General features: G+C 71.4%; 15 protein-coding genes. 10 read left to right on the top strand and 5 right to left on the bottom strand.

What is annotated here, in order from left to right; translation table 11 throughout:
• Nucleotides 1-63: 63 nt before the first annotated feature.
• Nucleotides 64-912: a hypothetical protein gene (locus ACN9MM_RS01050; RefSeq protein WP_426361829.1), complete on the bottom strand. Its 849-nt coding sequence runs from the start codon at nucleotides 910-912 to the stop codon at nucleotides 64-66.
• Nucleotides 913-1,258: 346 nt separating this feature from the next.
• Between ACN9MM_RS01050 and ACN9MM_RS01045 the strand changes: the two genes are divergently transcribed.
• The 7 genes from ACN9MM_RS01045 (at nucleotide 1,259) to ACN9MM_RS01015 (ending at nucleotide 12,929) form a co-directional block, all read left to right on the top strand.
• Nucleotides 1,259-2,014, top strand: a complete 756-nt coding sequence (locus tag ACN9MM_RS01045; protein ID WP_426361828.1) for an N-acetylmuramoyl-L-alanine amidase — start codon at nucleotides 1,259-1,261, stop codon at nucleotides 2,012-2,014.
• 22 nt (nucleotides 2,015-2,036) lie between these two features.
• Nucleotides 2,037-5,594, top strand: a complete 3,558-nt coding sequence (locus ACN9MM_RS01040) for a hypothetical protein (protein WP_426361827.1) — start codon at nucleotides 2,037-2,039, stop codon at nucleotides 5,592-5,594.
• Between the two features lie 2 nt (nucleotides 5,595-5,596).
• A complete protein-coding gene (locus tag ACN9MM_RS01035; protein ID WP_426361826.1) occupies nucleotides 5,597-9,370 on the top strand; it encodes a hypothetical protein in 3,774 nt (1,257 codons plus the stop codon).
• Nucleotides 9,371-9,372: 2 nt separating this feature from the next.
• A complete protein-coding gene (locus tag ACN9MM_RS01030; protein WP_426361825.1) occupies nucleotides 9,373-10,362 on the top strand; it encodes a hypothetical protein in 990 nt (329 codons plus the stop codon).
• A 2-nt stretch (nucleotides 10,363-10,364) separates the two neighbouring features.
• Nucleotides 10,365-11,198 (top strand): hypothetical protein, encoded by an 834-nt coding sequence (locus ACN9MM_RS01025; RefSeq protein WP_426361824.1) that lies wholly within the window; start codon nucleotides 10,365-10,367, stop codon nucleotides 11,196-11,198.
• The gene (locus tag ACN9MM_RS01020; protein ID WP_426361823.1) at nucleotides 11,195-12,097 is read left to right on the top strand and encodes an ATP-grasp domain-containing protein; all 903 of its coding nucleotides are present in this window, start codon (nucleotides 11,195-11,197) and stop codon (nucleotides 12,095-12,097) included. Before ACN9MM_RS01025 ends, ACN9MM_RS01020 begins: the two co-directional genes overlap by 4 nt.
• A 241-nt stretch (nucleotides 12,098-12,338) precedes the next feature.
• A complete protein-coding gene (locus tag ACN9MM_RS01015; protein ID WP_426361822.1) occupies nucleotides 12,339-12,929 on the top strand; it encodes a peptidase inhibitor family I36 protein in 591 nt (196 codons plus the stop codon).
• Between the two features lie 139 nt (nucleotides 12,930-13,068).
• On the opposite strand, the gene ACN9MM_RS01010 is transcribed toward ACN9MM_RS01015, so the two are convergent.
• Both ACN9MM_RS01010 and ACN9MM_RS01005 read right to left on the bottom strand, forming a co-directional pair.
• Nucleotides 13,069-13,542: a hypothetical protein gene (locus ACN9MM_RS01010; protein WP_426361821.1), complete on the bottom strand. Its 474-nt coding sequence runs from the start codon at nucleotides 13,540-13,542 to the stop codon at nucleotides 13,069-13,071.
• Nucleotides 13,543-13,762: 220 nt separating this feature from the next.
• A complete protein-coding gene (locus ACN9MM_RS01005; RefSeq protein ID WP_426361820.1) occupies nucleotides 13,763-16,591 on the bottom strand; it encodes an AfsR/SARP family transcriptional regulator in 2,829 nt (942 codons plus the stop codon).
• A 155-nt stretch (nucleotides 16,592-16,746) separates the two neighbouring features.
• Here ACN9MM_RS01005 and ACN9MM_RS01000 point away from each other — a divergent pair, with 155 nt between their 5' ends.
• The gene (locus ACN9MM_RS01000; RefSeq protein WP_426361819.1) at nucleotides 16,747-16,980 is read left to right on the top strand and encodes a hypothetical protein; all 234 of its coding nucleotides are present in this window, start codon (nucleotides 16,747-16,749) and stop codon (nucleotides 16,978-16,980) included.
• Between the two features lie 152 nt (nucleotides 16,981-17,132).
• Here ACN9MM_RS01000 and ACN9MM_RS00995 read toward each other — a convergent pair whose 3' ends face one another.
• Together ACN9MM_RS00995 and ACN9MM_RS00990 are read right to left on the bottom strand one after the other, a co-directional pair.
• Nucleotides 17,133-17,255 (bottom strand): hypothetical protein, encoded by a 123-nt coding sequence (locus ACN9MM_RS00995; protein ID WP_426361818.1) that lies wholly within the window; start codon nucleotides 17,253-17,255, stop codon nucleotides 17,133-17,135.
• Between the two features lie 544 nt (nucleotides 17,256-17,799).
• Nucleotides 17,800-18,213: a hypothetical protein gene (locus ACN9MM_RS00990; protein ID WP_426368626.1), complete on the bottom strand. Its 414-nt coding sequence runs from the start codon at nucleotides 18,211-18,213 to the stop codon at nucleotides 17,800-17,802.
• A gap of 79 nt (nucleotides 18,214-18,292) precedes the next feature.
• Between ACN9MM_RS00990 and ACN9MM_RS00985 the strand changes: the two genes are divergently transcribed.
• Nucleotides 18,293-19,888, top strand: coding sequence for an FAD-binding oxidoreductase (locus tag ACN9MM_RS00985; protein WP_426361817.1), 1,596 nt, complete (start codon nucleotides 18,293-18,295; stop codon nucleotides 19,886-19,888).
• A 374-nt stretch (nucleotides 19,889-20,262) separates the two neighbouring features.
• A complete protein-coding gene (locus tag ACN9MM_RS00980) occupies nucleotides 20,263-20,574 on the top strand; it encodes a hypothetical protein (protein ID WP_426361816.1) in 312 nt (103 codons plus the stop codon).
• Nucleotides 20,575-21,048: the final 474 nt, after the last annotated feature.

Here is a 21,048-nt window from a genome sequence, read left to right as displayed (position 1 = left end):
CCCTCCCGTCTTCACCCGACCTCACCGGTCTTCGAGTTCCCGGGTCGGCCGGGTGCTGTGCCTTCACCACTGGTACATGTACTGGCGCCACGTGCCGTGCCAGCCCGTTCCGTAGTACGACCACGAGTCGGAGTCGAAGAGCACCACGTGACCACCCCAGTACACGGCCTCGTCGAGCTGGAAGACGGCCCACCATCCTGTGTACGGCGTCGGTGCCGAGCTCGTGCGCACCGCCTTCGACGCGAACCAGGCCCACATGTCACGTGCTCTGACGGGCCGTCGGGCGTAGGTGTTGCACCGGGCGTTGATGAACGGGTTGGCCGTGGAGAGTTCCGTGTACCCCGCGCGGATGAACGCGTCCGACAGGAAGTGGGCGCAGTTGTTGACGTAGGCGTCGCCGCCCATGCAGCTGTTCGTCCAGTAGCCGCCGACGCTGGAGAGGGGCGGGGCGAGCACCCGCGGCCGGGCGGTCTGTGCCGACTCCGTGCCCGTCGCCGCGTAGTGCGGCGCCCCCGGCGCGTCGATGGCCGGTGGAGGAGCCATGTGCTCCATCGCTTCGGCGGGCCCGCTCGCCGGCCTCGGCTCTCCCGGCACGGCGGGGCTCGTCGGCGGTGCGACGTTCTCCATGGCGACCATGAAGGCGCCCTGCGGTTCTCCGGCGCGCATCCGGTCCAGACGGAATACGGAGGCCCCCTCCCGTACATACACCCTGATCCGGTCCTCGCCGATGGTCTCCCGGTCCATGATGTCGGACTTGGCGAAGGAGTACACACAGTCACCGGACTCGACGATCAGAAGGTTGCCCGGGATGTTGCCGTCATCGCGACTGTAGCCCTCGAAGGGGACGGTGGCGTCACGCTTCGACGCCCGGTCCATGAGTGAGGTGAGGTCGTTCTGTTGACCTTTCATCATGTTCTCGACCACTTTTGTTCGCCTCCAGTGTGCGGGCGCGCGACGGGATCGGCATCGCTCTTTCAGCGTGGACCCGGCCCCTCGTTCGTGCCACTCGTGGAGGAGTGTCAATGGGTGCCAAATGTGCTTCCGTGGCGTGCTGTTGAGCCCGCCGGTGACCGTCCGGGCTCGCATGCGCACGCACACCGGTTGAGCGGTTGCGGAAAGCGTACGAGTATGGAAGGAGGCAGCTCCGTGCGGAACGGGAACGGTCCGGCACGACCGAGAAGTTGCCTCATCAACGATCCTTTCCCCTCCCTTGTGTGCAGGGCATCTCCCTGAACCGGATTGTTCTCCGGAGGGCGACATGACAATCAAGAACATGCAGTTCACCTGCCCGAAGTGCGGCGAGGAATCGATGTACGCCGTGCAGACGAACGGAGAGGTGGCCGAGCAGTCGGGCCTGGCCTCGCACGAGAACCTGTGGAACCTCAAGCGGCCCGAGGTTCCCTACACGAACAGTCCGAACCGTGACGCGTGGGGCCCTCTGGTCCCGCAGGGCATCGTCGTCCACTACACGCAGGGCCAGTACGCGGGCGCCATCGGCCACTTCCAGAACCCGGCGTCCAAGGTCTCGGCGCACTTCATCGTCGCCAGGGACGGCCGGCGCGTCCAGATGGTCCCGCTGCCCGACCCCGACACCGCCGGCCCGCGGGACGGGCGGTACACGGCCTGGCACTGCAAGGGTGGCAACACCCGCTACTTCGGCATCGAGCACGAGTTCGGGTACCCCGGGGCCACCTACCCCGCCGACTGGACCGAGGAGATGATGGACTCCTCGGCGGAGCTGTCCGCGTACCTGTGTGCCGTGTACGGCATCCCGATCGAGGTGCCGCTCGCCCCGGACGAGCGGGACTGGTTCACGGGCTTCGGCGGCCACTACAACGTGCCCGGCAACAGCCACACCGACCCCGGTCCGTACTTCCCGTGGGACTACTACATCAACCGCGTGGAGTACTACTCCAGCCGTCTGGCCGCGGCCCCGTCCGGCCCCGCTCTCGCGTCCGGACACGCGCTCCACACGGCGCAGGGGCCCGGAGCGCCCGTCTACCAGACGCTCTGACCGGCGTACGAGGTGACGCCCCGTGATCGCTTCCAGGATGACCGCCCTCACCGCCTGCTCGGCCGCACCCGGCCGCCTCGACCTGTTCGTCGGTGACGGCGACGGCGGTGTGTGGCACAGGACGCTCAGGACGTCCCCCGACGCGGACCGAGGCCAGTGGGGGGCGTGGCACTCCCTCGGCAGGCCGTGGCCGTCGCCCGGAGCGCCGGAGCACACCGGCTGGCTGACCGCGCTGCGTTCCGGCCCCGGCCGGATCGAGCTCCTCGCCCTGGACTGCGGTCGCGGAGCGCGGCACAGACTCTTCGCCGCGGCCCGTGACGGGACCACGCTCCGTGAAGAGGACGAGGCCGAGAAGGCCGGTGCCGGCGCCGGGGCCGAGGCGGGCGGCGGAGCCGATGACGCATTCGGCGACGTCCTCGGCGATCTGTCCGGCCACGGCTGGACCCCGTGGACCTCCCCCGACCCGCTCGCGGCGGAGCCCGCGGCGACCGACCGGCCACTGGCGGACGAGCAGCTGAGGCTCCTCCGCGGGCAGCTCTCCGAAGGGGGACGCTCCGCAGCCGACCTCCGTCCCACCGGTTTCGCCGCGACGCAGCGTGACTTCTTCGCCGTCGCCGGTCGCAGACTGTGGCACAGGACACGGACGGAGCCCTCCCGGTGGGACGACCTCGGCGGGGACCTCACCACCGGCGACGCGACCGCCCCCCACCTCGCCGCCGCCCTCGACGAGGCCGGGCCCACCCACGTCTTCACGGTCTGGGCCGGTACGGCCCTGATGCACCGGCAGCTCGACCGCACCTGGTCCGACTGGAGGCTCATCGACATCTGGGCCGACGTACGGGGCTACCAGGCGCTGCGCCCCGAAGACCTCGTCGCGCTGACCGTCCACGGAAGCGGACTGCGGGAACGGGTCCGCGCCGACGGCGTGGTGGAGGTCCTCGCCGCGCAGGCAGACGCACGGCTCGTCGTGGAGTTCCCGCCGCAGCACATCGCCGAGACCGTCTCCGAGACGGGCACGACCAGCGAGGCGCGGATCGCGGGTCCCTCCCGGCTGACCTTCGCCCTCGGCCATGAGGCCGTACCGCTCACGGTCGACGGCATCCTGACCGCCATGCGCCAACTGCCCCTGGTCACGACGCCCGAGACCGCGGGAGCGGAAGGAGCCCGCCTCGAACTGCCCTGGCGACTGCTCCTCCAGCTGCCGAACGGCGCCCACTGCACGCACCACACCCTGCCCGCCGTCGGCCACGACGGCACCACGGAGCTGTGGCACAGCCGGATCACGCGGCCCGACGGGGCCGACGCGCTGCGGGTGAGGCCCGTCAAGGCACTCCCGGACGAGCCGTCCCTCGCCACCCCGCTCGGCCACTACACGGGGGCGATCGCGGCCCTCGGGGTGCAGTCCGCCGACCCGCCCGTGACGGTCGACCGGCTCATCCTCAGCGCGTTCGGCGCCTGGTTCGACGCCTCCGCCTCGTGGCCCACACTGGACTGGACCCACCAGGCCGCGATGGGCCGCGACTACTACGTCCGCGTCCTCACCCGCGGCGCGCTCTTCCCCTTCGGACACCGGGCCGCCTTCGTCGAGGTCACCGAGCGCCGGTTCGACCGGCAGTCCCCGGCCGTGGCGGCTCTCCGCACGACACGCACGCTGATCGTCACCGAGCCGACCCGCAGTTACGGCATCGGCGACACCGCCGGCAGGGCGTACGAGCGTGCCTTCCCCTTCCAGGAGGTGTCCGTCGAACCCCGGCAGCTGACGGACCTGGATCCGGCGGTGTGGCTCCCGAGCAAGGCGTTCTGGCCCACGCAGTCGGGAGCGGCCGTCGAGTTCACCGTACGTGCGCGGGCGGACCGCGAGGTCGTCGACTTCCGGCTGCCGATGCTGTTCGTCGACGACGCGGCCGTCGGCACCTCCCACGCCGACTCGCTCGACTCCGAGTACGCCGCCGGACCCCGCTCGGACGTCCGGCGCGACGTGGGACACCCCACGCGAGAGATCGGCCGCAGGATCGCGCTCGCCATGAAGACGGCCACCCAGCCGCTCGAAGGCGCGGTCCAGGAAGTACGGTCGATGTCCTTCGGCGGCGTCGGCGCCGCCCTCGCCGCGAACGGCGTCGGATTCCACCCCCGCGTCACCCGCATGGAGGTCGCGCTGCCGGCCGTGCGCCAGCTGATCGGATCGTCGCCGACGGTGCCGGCAGAGTTCTCGAAGGCGTTCCTGACGGCCACGGGCGGCCAGCGGCCCGAGGTCCTGCTCGCCCTCCTGGAACCGAAGGTCATCGACTTCGCCGCCGCCGGAGCGCGTACGGGCATGGTGGCCGCGCCGAACATGGCCGTCACCGAGATCTCCCGCCTGGCCGGACCGATCGCCGGCGGCCCCTTCCCGCCGAGGCCACAGGACATGTTCGCCGAGGAAGCCAGACTCTTCGGCGTCATCTCGCTCCGCCGCATCGTGTCCGTCATCACCTCGCGTCCACAGATCACCTGGTCCGATGTGGTCGGTGCGCCGTCCGCGAAGCTGACGTGGAGCGAGAAGCTGACGACGGAGGTAGAACCCTTCCACCCGAAGACACCCACGTCCAAGGTGTTCCTGGAGGTCCTCTCCCAGGTCGTCGACGGGCGGCCCCAGCTGCGCACGACCGGTGAGGTCACGGACTTCACGCTGGAGATCCCGACCCGCGCTTCCGCGCTCGTCGTCCTCACCTTCAAGAAGGTCCGCTTCACCGGCAACTCCGGGGAGAACCCCTCCCTCACCTTCGAGCTCGCGGACGCGCGGCTCGCCGGGAAGCTGAACTTCGTCAAGACGCTGGCCGAGAAGATCCCGCAGGCGGGGCGCGGCGGGCCGCGCGTCGAGGTCTCGGCGCTCCAGATCAGGGCCACGTACACGATCGCCGTGCCCACCCTCGGCATGGGTGTCTTCACCCTGCAGAACCTGGCCATACGCATCGGACTCACCCTCTCTCTCGAACAGCGTCCCATCGAGATCGACTTCGCCTTCGCCACACGAGAACGGCCCTTCCTCGTCACCGTCAGCGGCTTCGGAGGCGGCGGCTACCTGGAGCTCGGAGTGAGCGCCGGAGGCTCCGACGAGGGTCTGCAGCGGTTCGTCGGCGGAATCGAGTTCGGCGCCAGCGTCGCCATGGACTTCGGCGTCGCGTCCGGAGAGGTCCACGTGTTCGGCGGTGTCGTCTTCGTCAAGAAGGGCGGCACGATCGAGATCACGGGCTATCTGCGGATCGGTGGCAGCGTCTCCGTCCTGGGCCTGATCAGGGTCTCCGTGGAGCTGACACTCAGCCTCACCTACGACGTGGAGAGCAACGAGCTGCGCGGTTCCGCCCGGCTCGTGATCACCGTCGACCTCACCTTCTGGTCCACCTCCGTCACCCTCGAATGCCACAAGAGCTTCAAGGGCCCCAGCCTCGTCGCCGACCCCCGGCACGCCCCGGCGGCGTCTCTGGAGGGGGCGCAGGTCTTCGAGGAAGCCTCGTCGCCGACCTCGACCGTCGAGGCCGCGCTCGGGCCTCAGGGCTCCTCGTTCCCGTGGCAGACGTACTGCCGGGCCTTCGCGAAGGAGTGACGATGCCGACCACCGACCTGCGGCGACAGTTCGTCTGGACCCCGATCCCCGCCGGGCGGGTTGCCCTCGTCCCGGAACACTCCACCCCGCTGGCCCTGCTGTCCGTCCTCCTCACCCCCCGGCTGATCGGCCCCCCGGGAGACCGGAAGCTGTCGGACTTCGGGATGCAGACCTGGCCCGAACGGCTCGCCTCCCTCCGGTTCGACGTCTTCCGTGGAGCGCAGCCCGTCACCTCCTTCCAGGTCCCGCACCTCACCATCGAACAGAAGAAGGTCCGCTTCACCCCCGAACTCCAACTCTCCGCCTGGAAGGCACTGTTCACCGGCGACTCGCCGGTGGTCCCGTACGGGACCAGCTCCTACGACGAACGTGAGGTCCGCGAGTTCCCGGCCTCCGAGGCCGCCGCCGAGGTACGCGAGGCGTACACGGCCACGGCTCGCGTCCACCTCGAACACGACGGGGAGTCGCCCGCGACCGACCCGGAGCTGAGGGCGGAGCTGAGCCGGGTGAGCGCGATGTGGCAGGCGCGCCTGACACCCCTGGACCGCACGGCGGAGAACGACCCGTCCTCCCGATCGGCACTGGCCCGGGCGTACGCCTTCTACCAGCGCGAATCCGACGCGTTCACGGCGCTGCCACCGCCCACCGCCGCGCCCGTGCGCGAGTTCCACGAGACCGTGTCCCGCCTCGCCGACCACCCCTTGCTCCTCCGCGCGCTCGGACTGCTGATCGACCTCGCCGTGGACCCCGCCGGGCTGACGGACGCCGCCGGCGCCAAGGAACTGCGTGTCGTCCCGCACTGGCCGAATCCCGACGGCTCCGTGCCACCCGGCTGGACCCACGCCACCCAGGACGACCTGTCCCCGAAGACCGCCTACCTCCTCGACGGGAACCGCTTCGTCACCGCGTCACTCGCCGCACCGGCGGCCACCGAACTCAAGCGCGGCATGCTGCCCCTGGCCGGAGCCGGCGTGGCGTCCCCCACCGGCGACGCCGGATCGCGGTACGAGGTGATGCCCTTCGACGTCGACGGCGCCGCCCTGCGCATGGTCGGCGTCGCCGAGTCGGACCGCGCCCGGACGGACTCGCAGGACCGGGCGGACGTCGGCGCGCTGCCCGCCCTGCGCTCGATGGGCTTCGCCCTCGTCGAGCGGGATCGCGCCGAGGAGCACCACAGGCAGCTCCAGCGGGCCGCCCAGCGAGCCACGGCCGCCGGCCTCACCTCCCAGCCGGTGACGGCGGATTCACTGCTCGGCGGCTACCGGGTGGACGTCTTCGACGTCGCCAGGAGGCAGTGGTACCCGCTCTGCCGCCGCCGCGTCCGCTACACGATCGGTGATGTGAGGATCGGGCAGGACGCGTCCGGCGGTGGTGGCCCCGCAGGCCTCCTCGAAGAGGGATTCGTCCGCCCCGAGGCGTCGACGACCGGGGCAGGCGCGCACGACGCCCTGTACCTCCACCAGATCGTGATGCGCTGGGACGGCTGGAGCCCGGTGGCCGAGCGGCCCGAGCGGATCGTCGACACGGGGGACGAGATGACGGCGACCGCCGACCCGCCCCCCTTCGAAGCAGCCGTCGAAACCGACCCCGGATCCCTGCCCCGCCTGCGCTTCGGCCGTGACTACCGCCTCCGCGTCCGGATCGCCGACCTCGCGGGAGGCGGCCTGCGCCCCGACGAGATCGGGCCCGAGGAGGAACGGACGAACGTCTTCCGGCACCACCGCTTCGAGCCGCTCCCGCCCCCGGAACTCGTCCCCACCCGCGAACTGGCCGACGGCGAGACCCTCGACCTGATGGTCATCCGCAGCGACCGCGACACCACGGTCGAGGCGTACGCGGCGGCCCACGGCCACCGCGCCTTCGACCTCCGCCACCTCCTCGCCCCCGCGTGCTCCCTCGAACTGGCCCTCCAGCACGAGCGCACCTTCGACGGCGCCCTCGGCCCCGACGTACCGACCGCGAAGGTGAAGGAGCTCTTCGAGGTCGCCAAACGCGCCGACCGGTCCCTCTCCGACATCACCGGCGCGGTCGTCGTGGGCACGGAGACCGGCTCCGCCGTCCCCGCCCCGTACGTCTTCCTCCCCGAGACGGGCGTCTCCCTGCCCTGGCTCCCCGACCCGGCCACCTCGCACCTCGCCCTCAACCCACGCCGCAGGCCCATCGACCCCGACTCCGGAAAGTACGGAACGGTCGTCGGCGACAAGAGAACCGGCCTGTGGCAGGGCACCTGGCCGGCGTATGCGCCGATCGCGCTCCGCCTCGTGGGCGGCCCCGGCGGCTGCACCCTCACCCGCTCCCCGGACCAGCGCACCTTCACCGTCGCGCTCGGCCCCGCCGAAGAGGTCACCTTCGACATCCCCTCATGCCCCGGCACCCGCAGCGTCCAGCTGTTCGGCATCGTCACCTGGCTCGGCATCGACCCCACCGACCCCGCCGCGTTCAAACCCATCGTCGAGGGCCGCAACCGCCTCGTCACACCGCCGCGCACCGTCACGCTCGTCCACGCCGTGCAGCGCCCCCTCGCGATCCCCTCCGGCCTGCTCGCCGCCCGCCGGACCGCCGGAGACACCAGCACCGTCCTGCGCACCGACGGCCTGCACCTCCACATCGCCAGCACCAGCCGCCTGGACCTGCGTGCCGAATGGACCGACCAGGAGGACGTTCCGCCGCAGAAGCCGACCACGCGCCGCCAGACCGCGATCCTCGGCCCGTACGACATCCAGCGCGCCCCCCAGCACGAGGCGTTCCCCGAGATCCGCCAGGAGTTCGGCGACACGCGCCGCCGGCACGTCACGTACCGCGCCACCGCCGTCTCCCGCTTCCAGGACTGCTTCCCCCGCGCCACCGCCGCAGACCCCCAGGCCTGCCTGAGCGAGGGCGTCCTGGAGGTCACGGACGTGCCGAGCTCCGCCCGGCCGCCCGCGCCCAAGGTCCTCCACACCGTGCCGACGTTCCGCTGGACCCGTACGCACGACGGCCAGACGACGCTCACCCGCTGGCGCTACGGAGGCGGCCTTCGGGTCCTGCTCGAACGGCCCTGGTACGTCTCCGGGGACGACGAACGCCTCGCCGTCCTCACCTGGCCCGGCCCGTCCGCCCCCGCCGACGTGCTGCGGTACGTCAGCGTCGCGGGCCGCGACCCGATCTGGACCACCGGCGCCCCGCCCCCGGTCCTCGGCCAGAGCGACGTCGTCGCCCCGCGCGGCGACCGGGCGGACCTGCCCGAACTGGAACGCGCGGTCGACGTGGTCTCGTACCCCGTCCGCTTCGACGAGGAGGCCGACCGCTGGTACGCCGACATCGACCTGTCCCCGCTCGTCACCGCCTCCTACTTCCCCTTCGTCCGCCTTGCCCTGGCCCGCTACCAGTCCCACACCGTCGACGGCGTGCCCACCCTGTCCCCCTCGGTACGGACGGAGCCCGTCCAGCTCCCTCCCCACCGCCGCCTCGTCGTCACCCGGACGACGGGACGGGCCACCGTGCTCGTCGAAGGCCTCGGCCCGGCCGGCCCCCGGTCGAACCTCGTCCGTACCGAACTCCAGGTCGGATCCGACCCGGCCGCGAACGGCGGCGCGGGCTGGAGCACCGTCTTCAAGACCTCCGGCCCCCTCGGCCAGGCCCGCGACCTCGACCTCCCCGCCACCGGGGCCCGCCCCCAGCGCATCGTCGTCCAGGAGTACGAGACGCATCCGCCCGCCACGAACGAGACGGGATCCGCCGTCGAGGGCCCCGGGCGGCTGGTCTACGCCGACATCGTCCCCCTAGGAGCGTGGTGACCATGGTCGACCCTGTCTTCCAGATGTTCCCCAAAGACGGGCCGCTGCGACTCGCCCCGGGATCGCCGCCCAGCACTCCGGTCGCCTTCGAAGTGGGTGCCCAGCTGACCGGCATGTTCATACGCCTCATCGCCCTCGGAAAGGACTGTTCGCCACCCGGGGAACCGGCCCCGGCCGTCGACCTGCGCGTGGGAGTCGGCGATTTCGCTCCGGTGCCGCGCGAGCCGGAGACCGTGACGGTCACGGACGACTTCGGGACACCCGTCGCCACGGCCTCCTGGACCCCCGAGCTCCGGGGCGTGATCCTGATCAGCATCGACATCACCAAACCGTCCGACCTGCCCTGGCACCTACGGATCACGAACAAGGCCGCGGTGGAACTGCTCTTCGTATGGGTCGTCTCGGACCTCGAACAGGACACCCTTCAACCGCGGCTCCTGATGGAACGGTCCCACGGCCGGATCGCCCTCGCGGGAGGCACCCCCGAGGACATCGTGGTGAACGTGGCCAACATCGGTACGGGAGACCTCACCATCTTCACCCCGGCGGGCACCGACCTCGGCGACGGCTTCGTCCTGGACGAGCGGACACCCACCATCCCGACCAACGGCTGCGGGCACCTCACCATCAAAGTCCCTCCCGTCGAATTCATCCCCTTCGGTGCCGGACACAAGAGTCACTCCACCGACTTCGTCCTCGATGCCGACACCCGTGACGTGGAGCAGCGCACGCTCCATCTCAGCGTCTCCGAGAAGCTGGGCAAGGAGAAGGAGAAGGAGAAGGAGGGCAAGGAGAAGGAGAAGGACGGCAAGGACAAGGAGCACAAGGACACGCCGCAGGAGCTGATGATGGTCGGCGACCTCCTCCCGCGTCCCCTCGCTCCTCTCCTCGCCTGGACGGGTGCCGCCGCCCGGCACGTGCATTTCATCCCCCCGGAGCTGCGCCCCGACATGGCGACGAGCGCACTCGTCCATGAGGCCCCGAGCCCGTAGGCGTGGCGGCGGTCGTCATGTGGCTGGTGCTGTGCGACGCAGGGGACCGTGCGGCCCACTGGGCCGCCGCCGGGCTGCGCGCACGGGGGCTCGACCCGGTGGAGGTCGTCGACGGCGGGACGCTGACCCGCACCGTACGCTCCACGCACCGGATCGAGGACCCAGGGGACGACGAGAAGGGCCGGGGCGGGTCGGAACAGACCCGGACGGCCGAGGGGACTCCCGGCCACGAGCGGGCGAGCTTCGAGCTCACCCTGCCCGGCCGCCGCAGCCTCGCGAGCGACGCCGTCCGCGGCGTACTCAACCGGCTCACCCACGCACCCCTGGATCACCTCCGCTTCGCCTCCCCGGCCGACACCTCCTACGCGATGACGGAGTGGGACGCGCTCGTCCTCAGCTGGCTCCAGTGCCTCGCTCCCGTGACGGTCAACCGCCCCAGCCCCCTCGGCCTGTCCGGCACCCTCCGCTCGCCCGCCGAGTGGACCGTGCTCGCCGCGGCGGCGGGACTGACGGTGCCGCAGCTGAGGCTGACCGACGACACCACGCACGAACCGTCCACGGACCGGCCGCCCACCAGCACGCTGCTCGTTCTCGGCGACGACGTCTACGGCGTCCAGGGAGGCGAAGTGCCCGACGCCCTTGCCCCTGCCTGCCTCCGCCTGGCCCGCGGCGCGAGGGCTGATCTCCTGGGCATCCGTCTGAAGTCCGACGCACACGTCCCGCAGGGTGCGCGATTCGCGGGGGCCACGCTCCTGCCCGACCTGCGGATCGCAGGCGCTCCCATGCTCGACGGCCTCCACACGTACCTGACCCGACTGCCGGCGAGACCCCGGTGATCATCGTCTGCGGCATCGCGAGCGAGCGCCCGATCGCCCTCGTCACCGACGCCCTGCGACGCCGAGGGCTGCCGTACGCCGTGTTGCACCAGCGCCGCTTCACGGACACCCCGATCGACGTCCGTGTGGACGGCACGGGGGTGCACGGCCACCTGAGCTGCGACGGCCGGACCGTCCCGTGCTCCGACGTCACCGGCATCTACACCCGCCTCATGGACTGGCGGCTGCTGCCGGAGATGCGCGGCGCGGGCGAGGGGACGCTGCGCCACTGCCAGGCCTGGCACGAAGCCCTCGGGACCTGGATCGAGATCGCGCCGGGACGCGTGATGAACCGCGCCTCCGCGACGGCGACCAACCGCTCCAAGCCCTACCAGTCCCAGCTGATCCGCCGCGCCGGGTTCCGCGTGCCGGAGACCCTCGTCACCGACGATCCCGACCTCGCCCTGGCCTTCCGGGAACGGCACGGCCGGGTCGTCTACAAGTCGATCAGCGCGGTGCGCTCGATCGTACGGCTCCTCGACGACGAGGCCGCCGCCCGGCTCCCGCGGATCCGCTCGTGCCCCGTCCAGTTCCAGCGGTACGTCCCCGGCGTGAACATCCGCGTGCACGTCGTCGCCGGCGAGGTCTTCGCCACGCGCATCGAGACCGACCAGGTGGACTACCGCTACGCGAGCCGCACCCACCTCACGCCATGGACCCCGCCCCACGAACTGGCGCTGCGCTGCGCGGACCTGGCCACCGGGCTGGGTCTCGCACTGGCCGGCATCGACCTCGTCCTCACCGACGACGGCGAGTTCGTCTGCTTCGAGGTCAACCCCAGCCCCGCCTACAGCTTCTACGAGGACAGTACGGCCCAGCCGATCTCCGACGCGATCGCCCGGGCCCTGCTCGGACGCTGAGGAACGGGGGCCGACGGTGGCGCGCACGGCTGCGGCCGGCTCATGGGGCGTTCAACTGTGCGGGATTCAGAAGCAGTTCGCGGCCGCAAGGGTCCTGCGGTAACCGATCCCGCCCGACTGGCACGTCACGTTGCACCGTTCATCCATCGTTTACGGGCCGTGGACACAGCCCCGGTGCACTGATCTCTGCCACCAGGCAGCACAGCCAGAAGAGACAGTCGACCGAACTCGGGAGATTCCTATGTCCTCCGCACGGAACGCACGACGCGCGGCGATCCTGATCGCCTCCGCGGGACTGGCGATCGCGAGCACCTCCGCCTCCGCCTCCGCCACCACGACCCCTCGGGCCAAGACCGGCGCCCACTGCGTCGCCCACGTCAGCACGCACACGACCACGTGTTACGACACCTTCCGTGAGGCGATCGCCGACGCGACCGACGGCCGGGTCACCGACGCGCCCACGGTGCCGGAGAAGGCCGCCGAGAACAAGGCGTTCGTGGCCGAGCTGAACGCCCCCGCCGGCGCAGGCCTCGCGGCGCGGGCGGAGGGCGGCGTCGTAGGCGCGGTCTTCTACTGGGACTGGAACTACGGCGGCGCCTCCTGGACCATGGAGATCCCCGAGAAGTGCAAGGACAACGGGACGTGGGACTGGGGCTACAACGACCTCAGCGGCTGGAACGACGGGATCAGCTCCGTGCTCCCCGCGAACAACTGCTGGGTCGCGCTGTACTCGGACATCCACTACAACGGCACGAGCCAGCTGTACACCTCCGCCACCCCGTACGTCGGCGACGCGATGAACGACCGCGCCAGCTCGCTGCAGCTGACGTAGGGGAGTAGGGCGGGAGCCGACCCTGCACACCTGCCCGGCGGATCACGAGCGGACCCGACTCCGATCCGCCGGGCGTCCTCGGTCGGGAACCGTCCTCTTCATGGGCGTCCGTGGTGCAGGGTGCACCTGTCCCCGGCGGTCAGAGCTTCAGCAGGCGGGGCCGCCAGGTCCACCCGGCGCCGACAACCGCCTCGCGCAGGACGTTCCTCATGTCCCGGGTGTCGAACGTCTTGACCCTGCGGCGACGGCCGTCGGGGCCCCGCTCATACGTCCATTCCACCGAGAACCCGGGCCCGCGGCCGTACTCGCGCGACGCCGACAGCCGGCCCCTGGTGCTCGACCGCTGCTCCTGGAGGGCCCGCACCTCGCGCCGGTGAGGGTCGAGCCGCATGCGGATGCTCAGGCGCAGGTCCACATCCTCGCCGGAGGAGCGATGCCGGATCCGCCAGTCCGCTATCAGATCGGCGTTCTCCGAAGGGCCGGCGAGACGCACCCGATAGGGCGCCTCCGCACTGCTCACCGCGAGGATGGCGTCGCGGACCGCGGCCGCGGTGAGCGGTGGCACGCCGCCCGCCGGGCGCCTGGTGCCGTTCAGTCGTCCGAAGATCCCCATCGCGTCAGTCTACGGCGGTCAGCCCACGGTCAGCTGGCCCCTCCCTGGAGAAGCACCGCGCCTGCCCCGGGCCCCGCAGCCGCATCAGGGCGCGCCCTCCAGCCGCGCGGAGAGGGCGCCCTCGCGCCCGTGCCGTCCCTCTTCCCTCTCCGGGGACGCCGTCGTGGATCCCGGCGCGCGGCGGCACATCGACCGACCGCCTCACCCCTCCCGTCCTCGATCAGTCGTCCGACGTGGCCAGCCCGCTCAGTGCGGCCCCCAGTCGGACCACGCCCTGCGCTTTGACCAGCGAGGTCCCGTGGGCGTCCACCCGGCGCATCACGGGTGTGATCAGAGGCAGCCCGGAGGGCGGCTGGTCCGCGCCCACGGCGACGTGCAGGCGCGCGACGAACCGGGCGAAGCCGGAAGGGCTTGCCGGGTCCTCCGGGTCACCCGCGAAACGCTCGGCCCTGGCCATCGCGGCCTCCGACTCCCCGACGCGTCCCGTGGCGCGCAGGACGAGGGCCAGCAGGACCCCGGACATGTGAAGGCGTCGGGCACTGCCCGTCGTCTCCGCCCAGTCGAGCGCCTCGCGCAGGTCCGCTTCCGCCGCCGCGTACTCGCCCACCAGACACGAAAGCCATGCCCGCGTGTGCAGCGCCCGGGCCCGGTACGCGGGTTCACCCGCCTCCGCCGCCCGCCGGGCGGCCGATCCCGCGAGCCGACAGGCGTCCTCGTAGTGACCACGGCTCGGAAACAGGCTGCAGACCGCGATCAGCGTCAGCAGGTCCACGGCCGTCCGCAGGGCGTCGGGTACCGACGCCAGCGACTGCTCCACGGCAGATGTCAGCACGGCGTGCTCCGCGCGGAACCAGGTACGCGCCTGCTCGGTGCTCTCGAAGGCGATGCCCGGATGGTCCACCGGGTGCAGCCAGGGGGGTGCGGGGACGCGGTCCGGAAGCGCCGTCCGCGCCACCCGCACCGCGCTGTTGAAGAGGAGCGCCAGAACCCGGCGGAGTGCCGCCTCCCGGTCCTCGGCGCGCTCGGTGGATTCGGCACGGCGTCGGCCGTAGAGCCGGAGCAGGTCGTGCAGGCGATAGCGACCCGGGGCGGGGGACTCCAGCATCCCGGCGTCGACCAGGCCCTCCGCGACGTCCTCGGCCGCGCTCTCCTCGATGCCGAGCAGAGCGGCGGCGACGGGCAGCGGCACGTCGGGGGCGTCGAGGAGGGACAGGAGACGAAATGCCCTGGCCTGCTCGGGCGTCAGGGCCCGGTAGCCGAGCCGGAAGGCGGACTCCACCCCGTGGTCGCCGTCGCTCAGCTCACCGAGCAGCGTGCGGGAGTCCGCCAGCCGCGCCCCGAAGGTGCGCAGGCTGTGGCGCGGCAGGGCGGCGAGGCGAGCCCCGACGATGCGTACGGCCAGCGGCAGACGGCCGCAGGAGTCGACGAGGGCCCGGGCGGCTTCGGGCTCCGCGGCCACGCGTGCGGAGCCCGCGAGAGTGCCGAGCAAGGTCACCGCCTCGGCCTCGGCGAAGACGTCCACGGCGAACGAACGGGCGCCGGGGACCGCGATGTGAGCGGCCCGGGTGGTGATGAGCACCGCGGAGCCGGCTGTTCCGGGAAGGAGGAGGCGCACCTGTGCGGCGTCCCGGGCGTCGTCGAGGACCAGCAGCACGCGGCGGTCGGCGAGCCGGGTGCGGAGCAGCGCGGCCCGCTCTTCCAGGTCCAGGGGGAGCCGGTCGGGCGGGGTGCCGAGCACGGAGAGAAGATCGGCGAGGACGCCGGCCGGCTCCGCGGGAGCGGCGCCGGCCCGCAGGCCGACGTACAGCTGCCCGTCAGGGAAGGCCGCGCGCAGGCCGTGGGCGACGTGGACGGCGAGCGCGGTCTTGCCGACACCGCCGATGCCGGTGACGGTGGCGACGGCCATCGCGGGCCTGTGCCCGGAGCGGCCCGGAAGCAGATGGTCCCTGATCTCGCCGATGAGCCGGCCGCGCCCGGTGAAGTACCCGATGTCGGTGGGAAGCGGTGCCGCGGTCCTCCTCCCACCATCCTTCACGGTGCCTGCGGTCGCAGACGATCCGGGCCACAGGTCCGCCCGTCGGTGCGCGGCGGCGTGCGGGACTGCTGATCCGCCCGCCACAGGTGCTCCTGATCGGCGATCGCTCGTGGCGGCCGCGCGGGTCGACGGGTATGAGGGGTACGAGGCGGATGCGGGGGACGAAGGGGATGGGGAGGACGGGGGAGACGGACGGACGTCGACGCCACCGGGCCACGTGAGGGAACGCACTCCTCGCCCCGTATGGAGGCCGCCATGCAGTTCCCTCAGCTCCGGCGACGGCTGCGTCCCCAGTTCCCGTGCCAGCACCTCGCACGCCGCGTCGAACGCCCGCGCGGCCTCCACCTGGCGTCCGGTGCGCTGCAGCGCCAGCATCAGCAGCCCGTGCGAGCGCTCCCGCAGCGGGAACTCCCGTACCATCGCGCGCAGTTCGGTGACCACCTCGCCGTACCGCCCCAGTGCGAGTGCTGTGGCGTACAGGTCCTCTCGCGCCGTCGCGAGGGACTCGGCCAGCGTCTCGCGGCGGCGCTCCGCCCAGGGCCCCGGCACCCCGGCCAGCGGGACTCCCTGCCAGCGCCCGACGGCACGCGTCAGCCGCTCGTACACGGCCTCGGCCGTCCCGCCCCGGTCCGCGACCTCGCGGGCGAACTCCTCGGCATCCACGACGACCGCCGACGTCGGGAAGCGATAGCCGCCCTCCGCGGTGACGATGAGCCGGCTCACCGATCGCGCCGGCCGGTCCGGCTCCAGGGCCGCGCGTAACTGTGAGACGTACGTGCGGACGGCCGAGGACGCACTACGCGGTGCGGCAGCCGATCCCCACACCCCCGCCACCAACTGCCCGACCTCGACGACATGGCCACGCCGCAGCACCAGCATCGCGAACACCGCCCGCTGCTGCGGCGGTCCGAGCTCGATCCGCTCCCCGCCCAGCCGGGCACCGACCGGCCCGAGGACGCGCACCGCCAGGTACCCCGACCGTTCCTGCGCCTCCGACAACCCGTGGATCACCACGACCACCCTCCCCCTGGCCCGCCCCACCCTGGAGCCGCCGCTCATTCCGCTCGGCCGGCACCAGGACGTTCATCGAACGCTGAGCTCTTCCTGACAACCCGCACCGAACCTTGGACGGCCCAGCGACACCACACACGACGAAACGGAGCGAATCCATGAAGTACACCGTCGGCAGGTGCGGCCGGACCGTCCTCGGCCTCCTCTTCCCCGTACTCGCCCTGGGCGCCCTGCTCTCCGCACCCCTCACCGAGCCCGCGCGAGTGGAACCGCCCCGCGCCGGCCGGGGCGAGCTCGCCCTGGGCGAGCTCAGCCCGCCGACCGGCCGGCGTGCCGTCATCCCCTGCCTGGAGCACCCTTCGAACTGCAGGACTACGACGAACGGCGCGTGATGCCGATCCACAGCGGCCGGTACACGCACGTGGAGTGAGGCCGGGCGGCGCCGGACACAGACGGGCCGAGGGGCCCTGGGCGCAGGCGAGTCCCTCCCGTCGAAGGCGGCGGTCTTCGACGGGAGGACGCAGGGGAGCGGGCGGGACGAGGGCTATGCCTCGAACTCCTTCGAGTCGCCGGACTCGTCCGGCTGACTCGGCGTGTCCCCGGCGTCGACGCCGATCTCGCTCTCGTCGATCGGCGCGACACGGTCTCCCGGGCGTGCTCCGTCCATGCTGTCCTCCTGTTGTGATCGCGCGTACGTGCGCGGAGTGATCGCCGCGGGAACCCGGATGGTTCCCGGCAGGTTCATGAGGGGCCTCCCCCTTCACCTGTCGGTTCTCGTCACCGGAACCGAGGCCGGTCAGAAACAGCCCATGGGGCTGCCACCACAGGCCTGGGGGGCCACCAGGCCGGCCGGTTCCACCGCGATGCCTCCGTGGGCCGGGGCGACCGCGACGCCGATCACCAAGGTCGCCGCCACGCCAACCACCACGCGAACCGTCCGACTGAGCACGATGATCCTCCAAGACCGCGAACTGAAACCGACTCGTAGTAGGACAGCCGCCGATGGACGGCTGATCAACAGCCGATCAACGGCCCTTCTCACAGCCCCTCGGATCCGAAGACCGCGGCGGAGCCCGGGAAGGGGATCCGTTACGAGAGGGTGCGGGTGCCTTCACGGCCTGTCCGGATCGAGCCGCAGGGAGAGAGTCGGCCGCCCGAGTCCACGGGAGATTGACAGAAGATAAACAGGCCCCGGTCGGTCGGCAGCCGGGCTATCCCATCACCGCTCGGGCTGCGTCGAGGAACGCCAGCCGGTTGTCCTCCAGGTAGTCCCGCACGCTCTCGCCGTCGGGCAGGCCCTCCCACACCGTCCGGTTGAGATCGAGGAAGTACGCACGGGCCGCGTCATGGACGGGCAGTGGGAACTGGATGCGGATGAGGCGCTCGGCGACCCACAGCCTGTTCATGACTCCCTGGGTCGTGACGTACCAGGCGTGGGTGTCGTCCCACTCGGAAGGCCGACCGAACGCGGAGCGTTCGGCCTCGGCCGCCACCTCGATGAACCGCTCCAGCAACGCCAGCCGTTCCGCGCGCCGAGCCTCTGACAACGCGCTCTGCTGCCTTCGCTGTTCAGCGGCGCGGATGTCTCCGTATGACCGGGCTACGTGTGAACTCCCGGAGCGCACATGTCCGCCACGTGGAACCGTCACCCACCCTTTCGCACTCTGACTGAGCGACAGCAGTACATCGTGATCGGAGGCCGCCGTGAACCGGCGCACATTGCTCGCAGCGGGCACCGGCTTCGCGGCGGTCGCCGCCTCGACGGTGGGCTGGGGTATGGGCCAGGTGAGAGCCGTACCCGGCGGCGGCTCCGCCGGCGGGCCAGGACCCCTCGGCTCCGCATCCGCCGCAGCCGGCGGCCGTGGGGTCGCGCCGCGTGCCGCCGACTGGTCGGCGCTCGGCAGGGGCCTCCAGGGCCGTCTGGTACGTCCGGGCGACGCCGACTACGCCACCGCCCGCCAGCTGTACAACACCCGCTTCGACCATCTGCGCCCCGCCGCGGTCGCCTACGTGTCCAACACCGCGGACGTCGCCGAGTGCCTGGCCTTCGCCCGCCGCCACGGCACGCCCGTCGCCATCCGCAACGGCGGTCATTCCTACGCAGGTTGGTCCAGCGGCAACGGACGCCTGGTCGTCGACGTCTCCGCGCTGAAGTCCATTCGTACGGGCTCCGGCAGCGCCGTCATCGGGGCCGGCGCCAAACTCATAGACGTCTACAGTCAGCTCGGCGCGCGAGGCGTCACCATCCCCGGCGGCTCCTGCCCCACGGTCGGCATCTCCGGCCTGACGCTCGGGGGCGGGCACGGCGTCGTCTCCCGTGCCTACGGCCTCACCGCAGACAACCTCACCGGTGCCCGCGTCATCACCGCCGACGGCAGGACCCTCGACGTGTCCAAGGACCGGGACGCCGACCTGTTCTGGGCACTGCGCGGCGCCGGAAACGGAAACTTCGGCGTCGTCACCGAACTCCGATTCCGCACGCACAAGGCCGCCGACGGCGTCACCGCCCACATGACCTGGCCCTGGTCCAAGGCCGCCGCCGCCATCCGATCGTGGCAGGAGTGGGGCCCCACCCAGCCCGACGAGATCTGGTCCGCGCTGCATCTGTCCGCCGTCGCCGGCCGGACGCCCACCATCAGCATCAGCTGCTTCTCACTGGGCACGTACGGCGCTCTGCAGAACGCCGTCGACCGGCTGGCGGACCGCTCCGGCGGCCCCGGCTCCGCCTCCCGCATCACCATGCGGCGCCGCGGCTACCTCGACACGATGCGGATGTACGCGGGCTGCTCGACGAAGTCCACCCACCAGTGCCATCTGCCCGGCAGAACGCCGGGACGGGAGCCCACGGGTGTGCTCCAGCGCGAGACGTACGCGGCGCGCTCGGACTTCTTCGACCGCTCGCTGAACAACGCCGGCATCCGTGCGCTCCTCGATCAGGTCGAACGCTACGGGCGCAGCAGCGGCGGCGGCGCCGTATCCGTCGCGCTCACCGCGCTGGGAGGGGCCGTCAACCGCGTCTCCCCGCAGGCGACGGCCTTCGTGCACCGGAACTCGCGCTTCCTGGCGCAGTACACCGCATCCTGGCCCGCCGGCCGCACCGGCGGCGCGCAGACGGCCTGGCTGGACGGCGCGCACACCGCGATGCGCCGATACGCCTCGGGCGCGGCGTACCAGAACTACACGGACGCGACTCTGAGCAACTGGCGCTCCGCGTACTACGGCTCGGCCGCTCACCGGCTGACCGAGCTGAAGAGGCGTTACGACCCGAACAGGCTCTTCGACTTCCCGCAGGCTCTGTGATCCGAAGGGAAGGTGCCGTCGCACAGCGGCGACAGAGGGCGCCTTCTCCACGCCGCTCCTCGGGCTGAGCGGGATCGCCCTGCCCGAGGCGTAACGCTCCGGCCCCTTGGCCGCTCGATGGGCGCCCCACACATGGCGACGGTTCACCGCTTGTCGAAGTGCCCGGGGCTGTTGCCGAGTACGTGGGCCGAGCGTGATGAAGCAGGCCGGATTTTTTTGCGTGCGAAACAGCGCTGGACATCGGATCATTCGAACGACGGTGATGGTTCCTCGATTCAATTGCATTGTCATCTATTCCTGGAATGTGCAAGACCGGGGTCCGGCGCTAATCTTGGATGGAGGGGAGTGGCGTCAGCCTGGTAAGGAGCAACGTCATGCCCATGAATGTAAAGGGGCGTTGGGATCTGGCCCAAGGCGATGGGAATACGGTTGCCCTTTCGCTGGATCAACAGGGCGAGTCCTTCTCCGGCGAGGCGACGATCGATGGTCCGGCGGGTCAGATAACGGAAAGCATGTCCGGCGTCGTCACCGACAGTGATATGTCGTTCAGGGTGGGGACCGTGCTCTACATCGGGAGTTTTGCGCAGGGCCGTCTCTACGGTTTGTCGATCGATTTCCAGAACGTGGCCAAGCAGGTGACGTGGTTTGCGCCGAAGCACTTCCACCCGCTGGAGGACCCACCCTGAGGGGCGGGCGGCACCTGACGCCCACGCGCCTCTCGTCCGGAGAGGCGCGTGGGCCCCTGCCTGCGCGGCGCTGGAAGGATTTCCGCACCCCCGCTACGGGGCTTGGTGTTCCATCGCCTCGAAACGACCCCTCGGATCCGCAGCGAGCGCCCGCCTTGCCTTCGCGCGGCTCGCCGGTGTCGTCCGGGACATTGGAGTGGCCAGGGCGCGGCCGGGCGGCGTGGTTCCCACATCGGTCGGCGCCTCTTCCTATGGTCGGCGCAGGTGCGGCCATGGGTCGGCCGCTCAGACCCGATGGGGAGTCATGGCACGTACGAAGGCCGGGTTCGGATCGTTGACGTCTGCCCCTTCGACGGGGCGTGCCGCGCGCCGATGGGCTCGTCGGCTCGCTGCCGCGGCGGGCATCGCGGCGCTGTGCACACTGTCCACGGCGGCGGGCGCGACCCCGCCGGACGGAGGCCGGGCCTCCACACA

The sequence above is a fragment of the Streptomyces sp. E-08 genome, assembly GCF_049913095.1.
In the GTDB taxonomy this organism is placed as follows: Bacteria; Actinomycetota; Actinomycetes; order Streptomycetales; family Streptomycetaceae; genus Streptomyces.
This window is presented reverse-complemented; position numbering and strand designations above follow the sequence as displayed.

Coding starts and splice junctions, on each gene's coding strand:
- ACN9MM_RS01050 (WP_426361829.1), bottom strand. CDS start 912: ATGATGAAAGGTCAACAGAACGACCTCACCTCACTCATGGACCGGGCG.
- ACN9MM_RS01045 (WP_426361828.1), top strand. CDS start 1,259: ATGACAATCAAGAACATGCAGTTCACCTGCCCGAAGTGCGGCGAGGAA.
- ACN9MM_RS01035 (WP_426361826.1), top strand. CDS start 5,597: ATGCCGACCACCGACCTGCGGCGACAGTTCGTCTGGACCCCGATCCCC.
- ACN9MM_RS01030 (WP_426361825.1), top strand. CDS start 9,373: ATGGTCGACCCTGTCTTCCAGATGTTCCCCAAAGACGGGCCGCTGCGA.
- ACN9MM_RS01015 (WP_426361822.1), top strand. CDS start 12,339: ATGTCCTCCGCACGGAACGCACGACGCGCGGCGATCCTGATCGCCTCC.
- ACN9MM_RS01010 (WP_426361821.1), bottom strand. CDS start 13,542: ATGGGGATCTTCGGACGACTGAACGGCACCAGGCGCCCGGCGGGCGGC.
- ACN9MM_RS01000 (WP_426361819.1), top strand. CDS start 16,747: ATGAAGTACACCGTCGGCAGGTGCGGCCGGACCGTCCTCGGCCTCCTC.
- ACN9MM_RS00995 (WP_426361818.1), bottom strand. CDS start 17,255: ATGGACGGAGCACGCCCGGGAGACCGTGTCGCGCCGATCGACGAGAGC.
- ACN9MM_RS00980 (WP_426361816.1), top strand. CDS start 20,263: ATGCCCATGAATGTAAAGGGGCGTTGGGATCTGGCCCAAGGCGATGGG.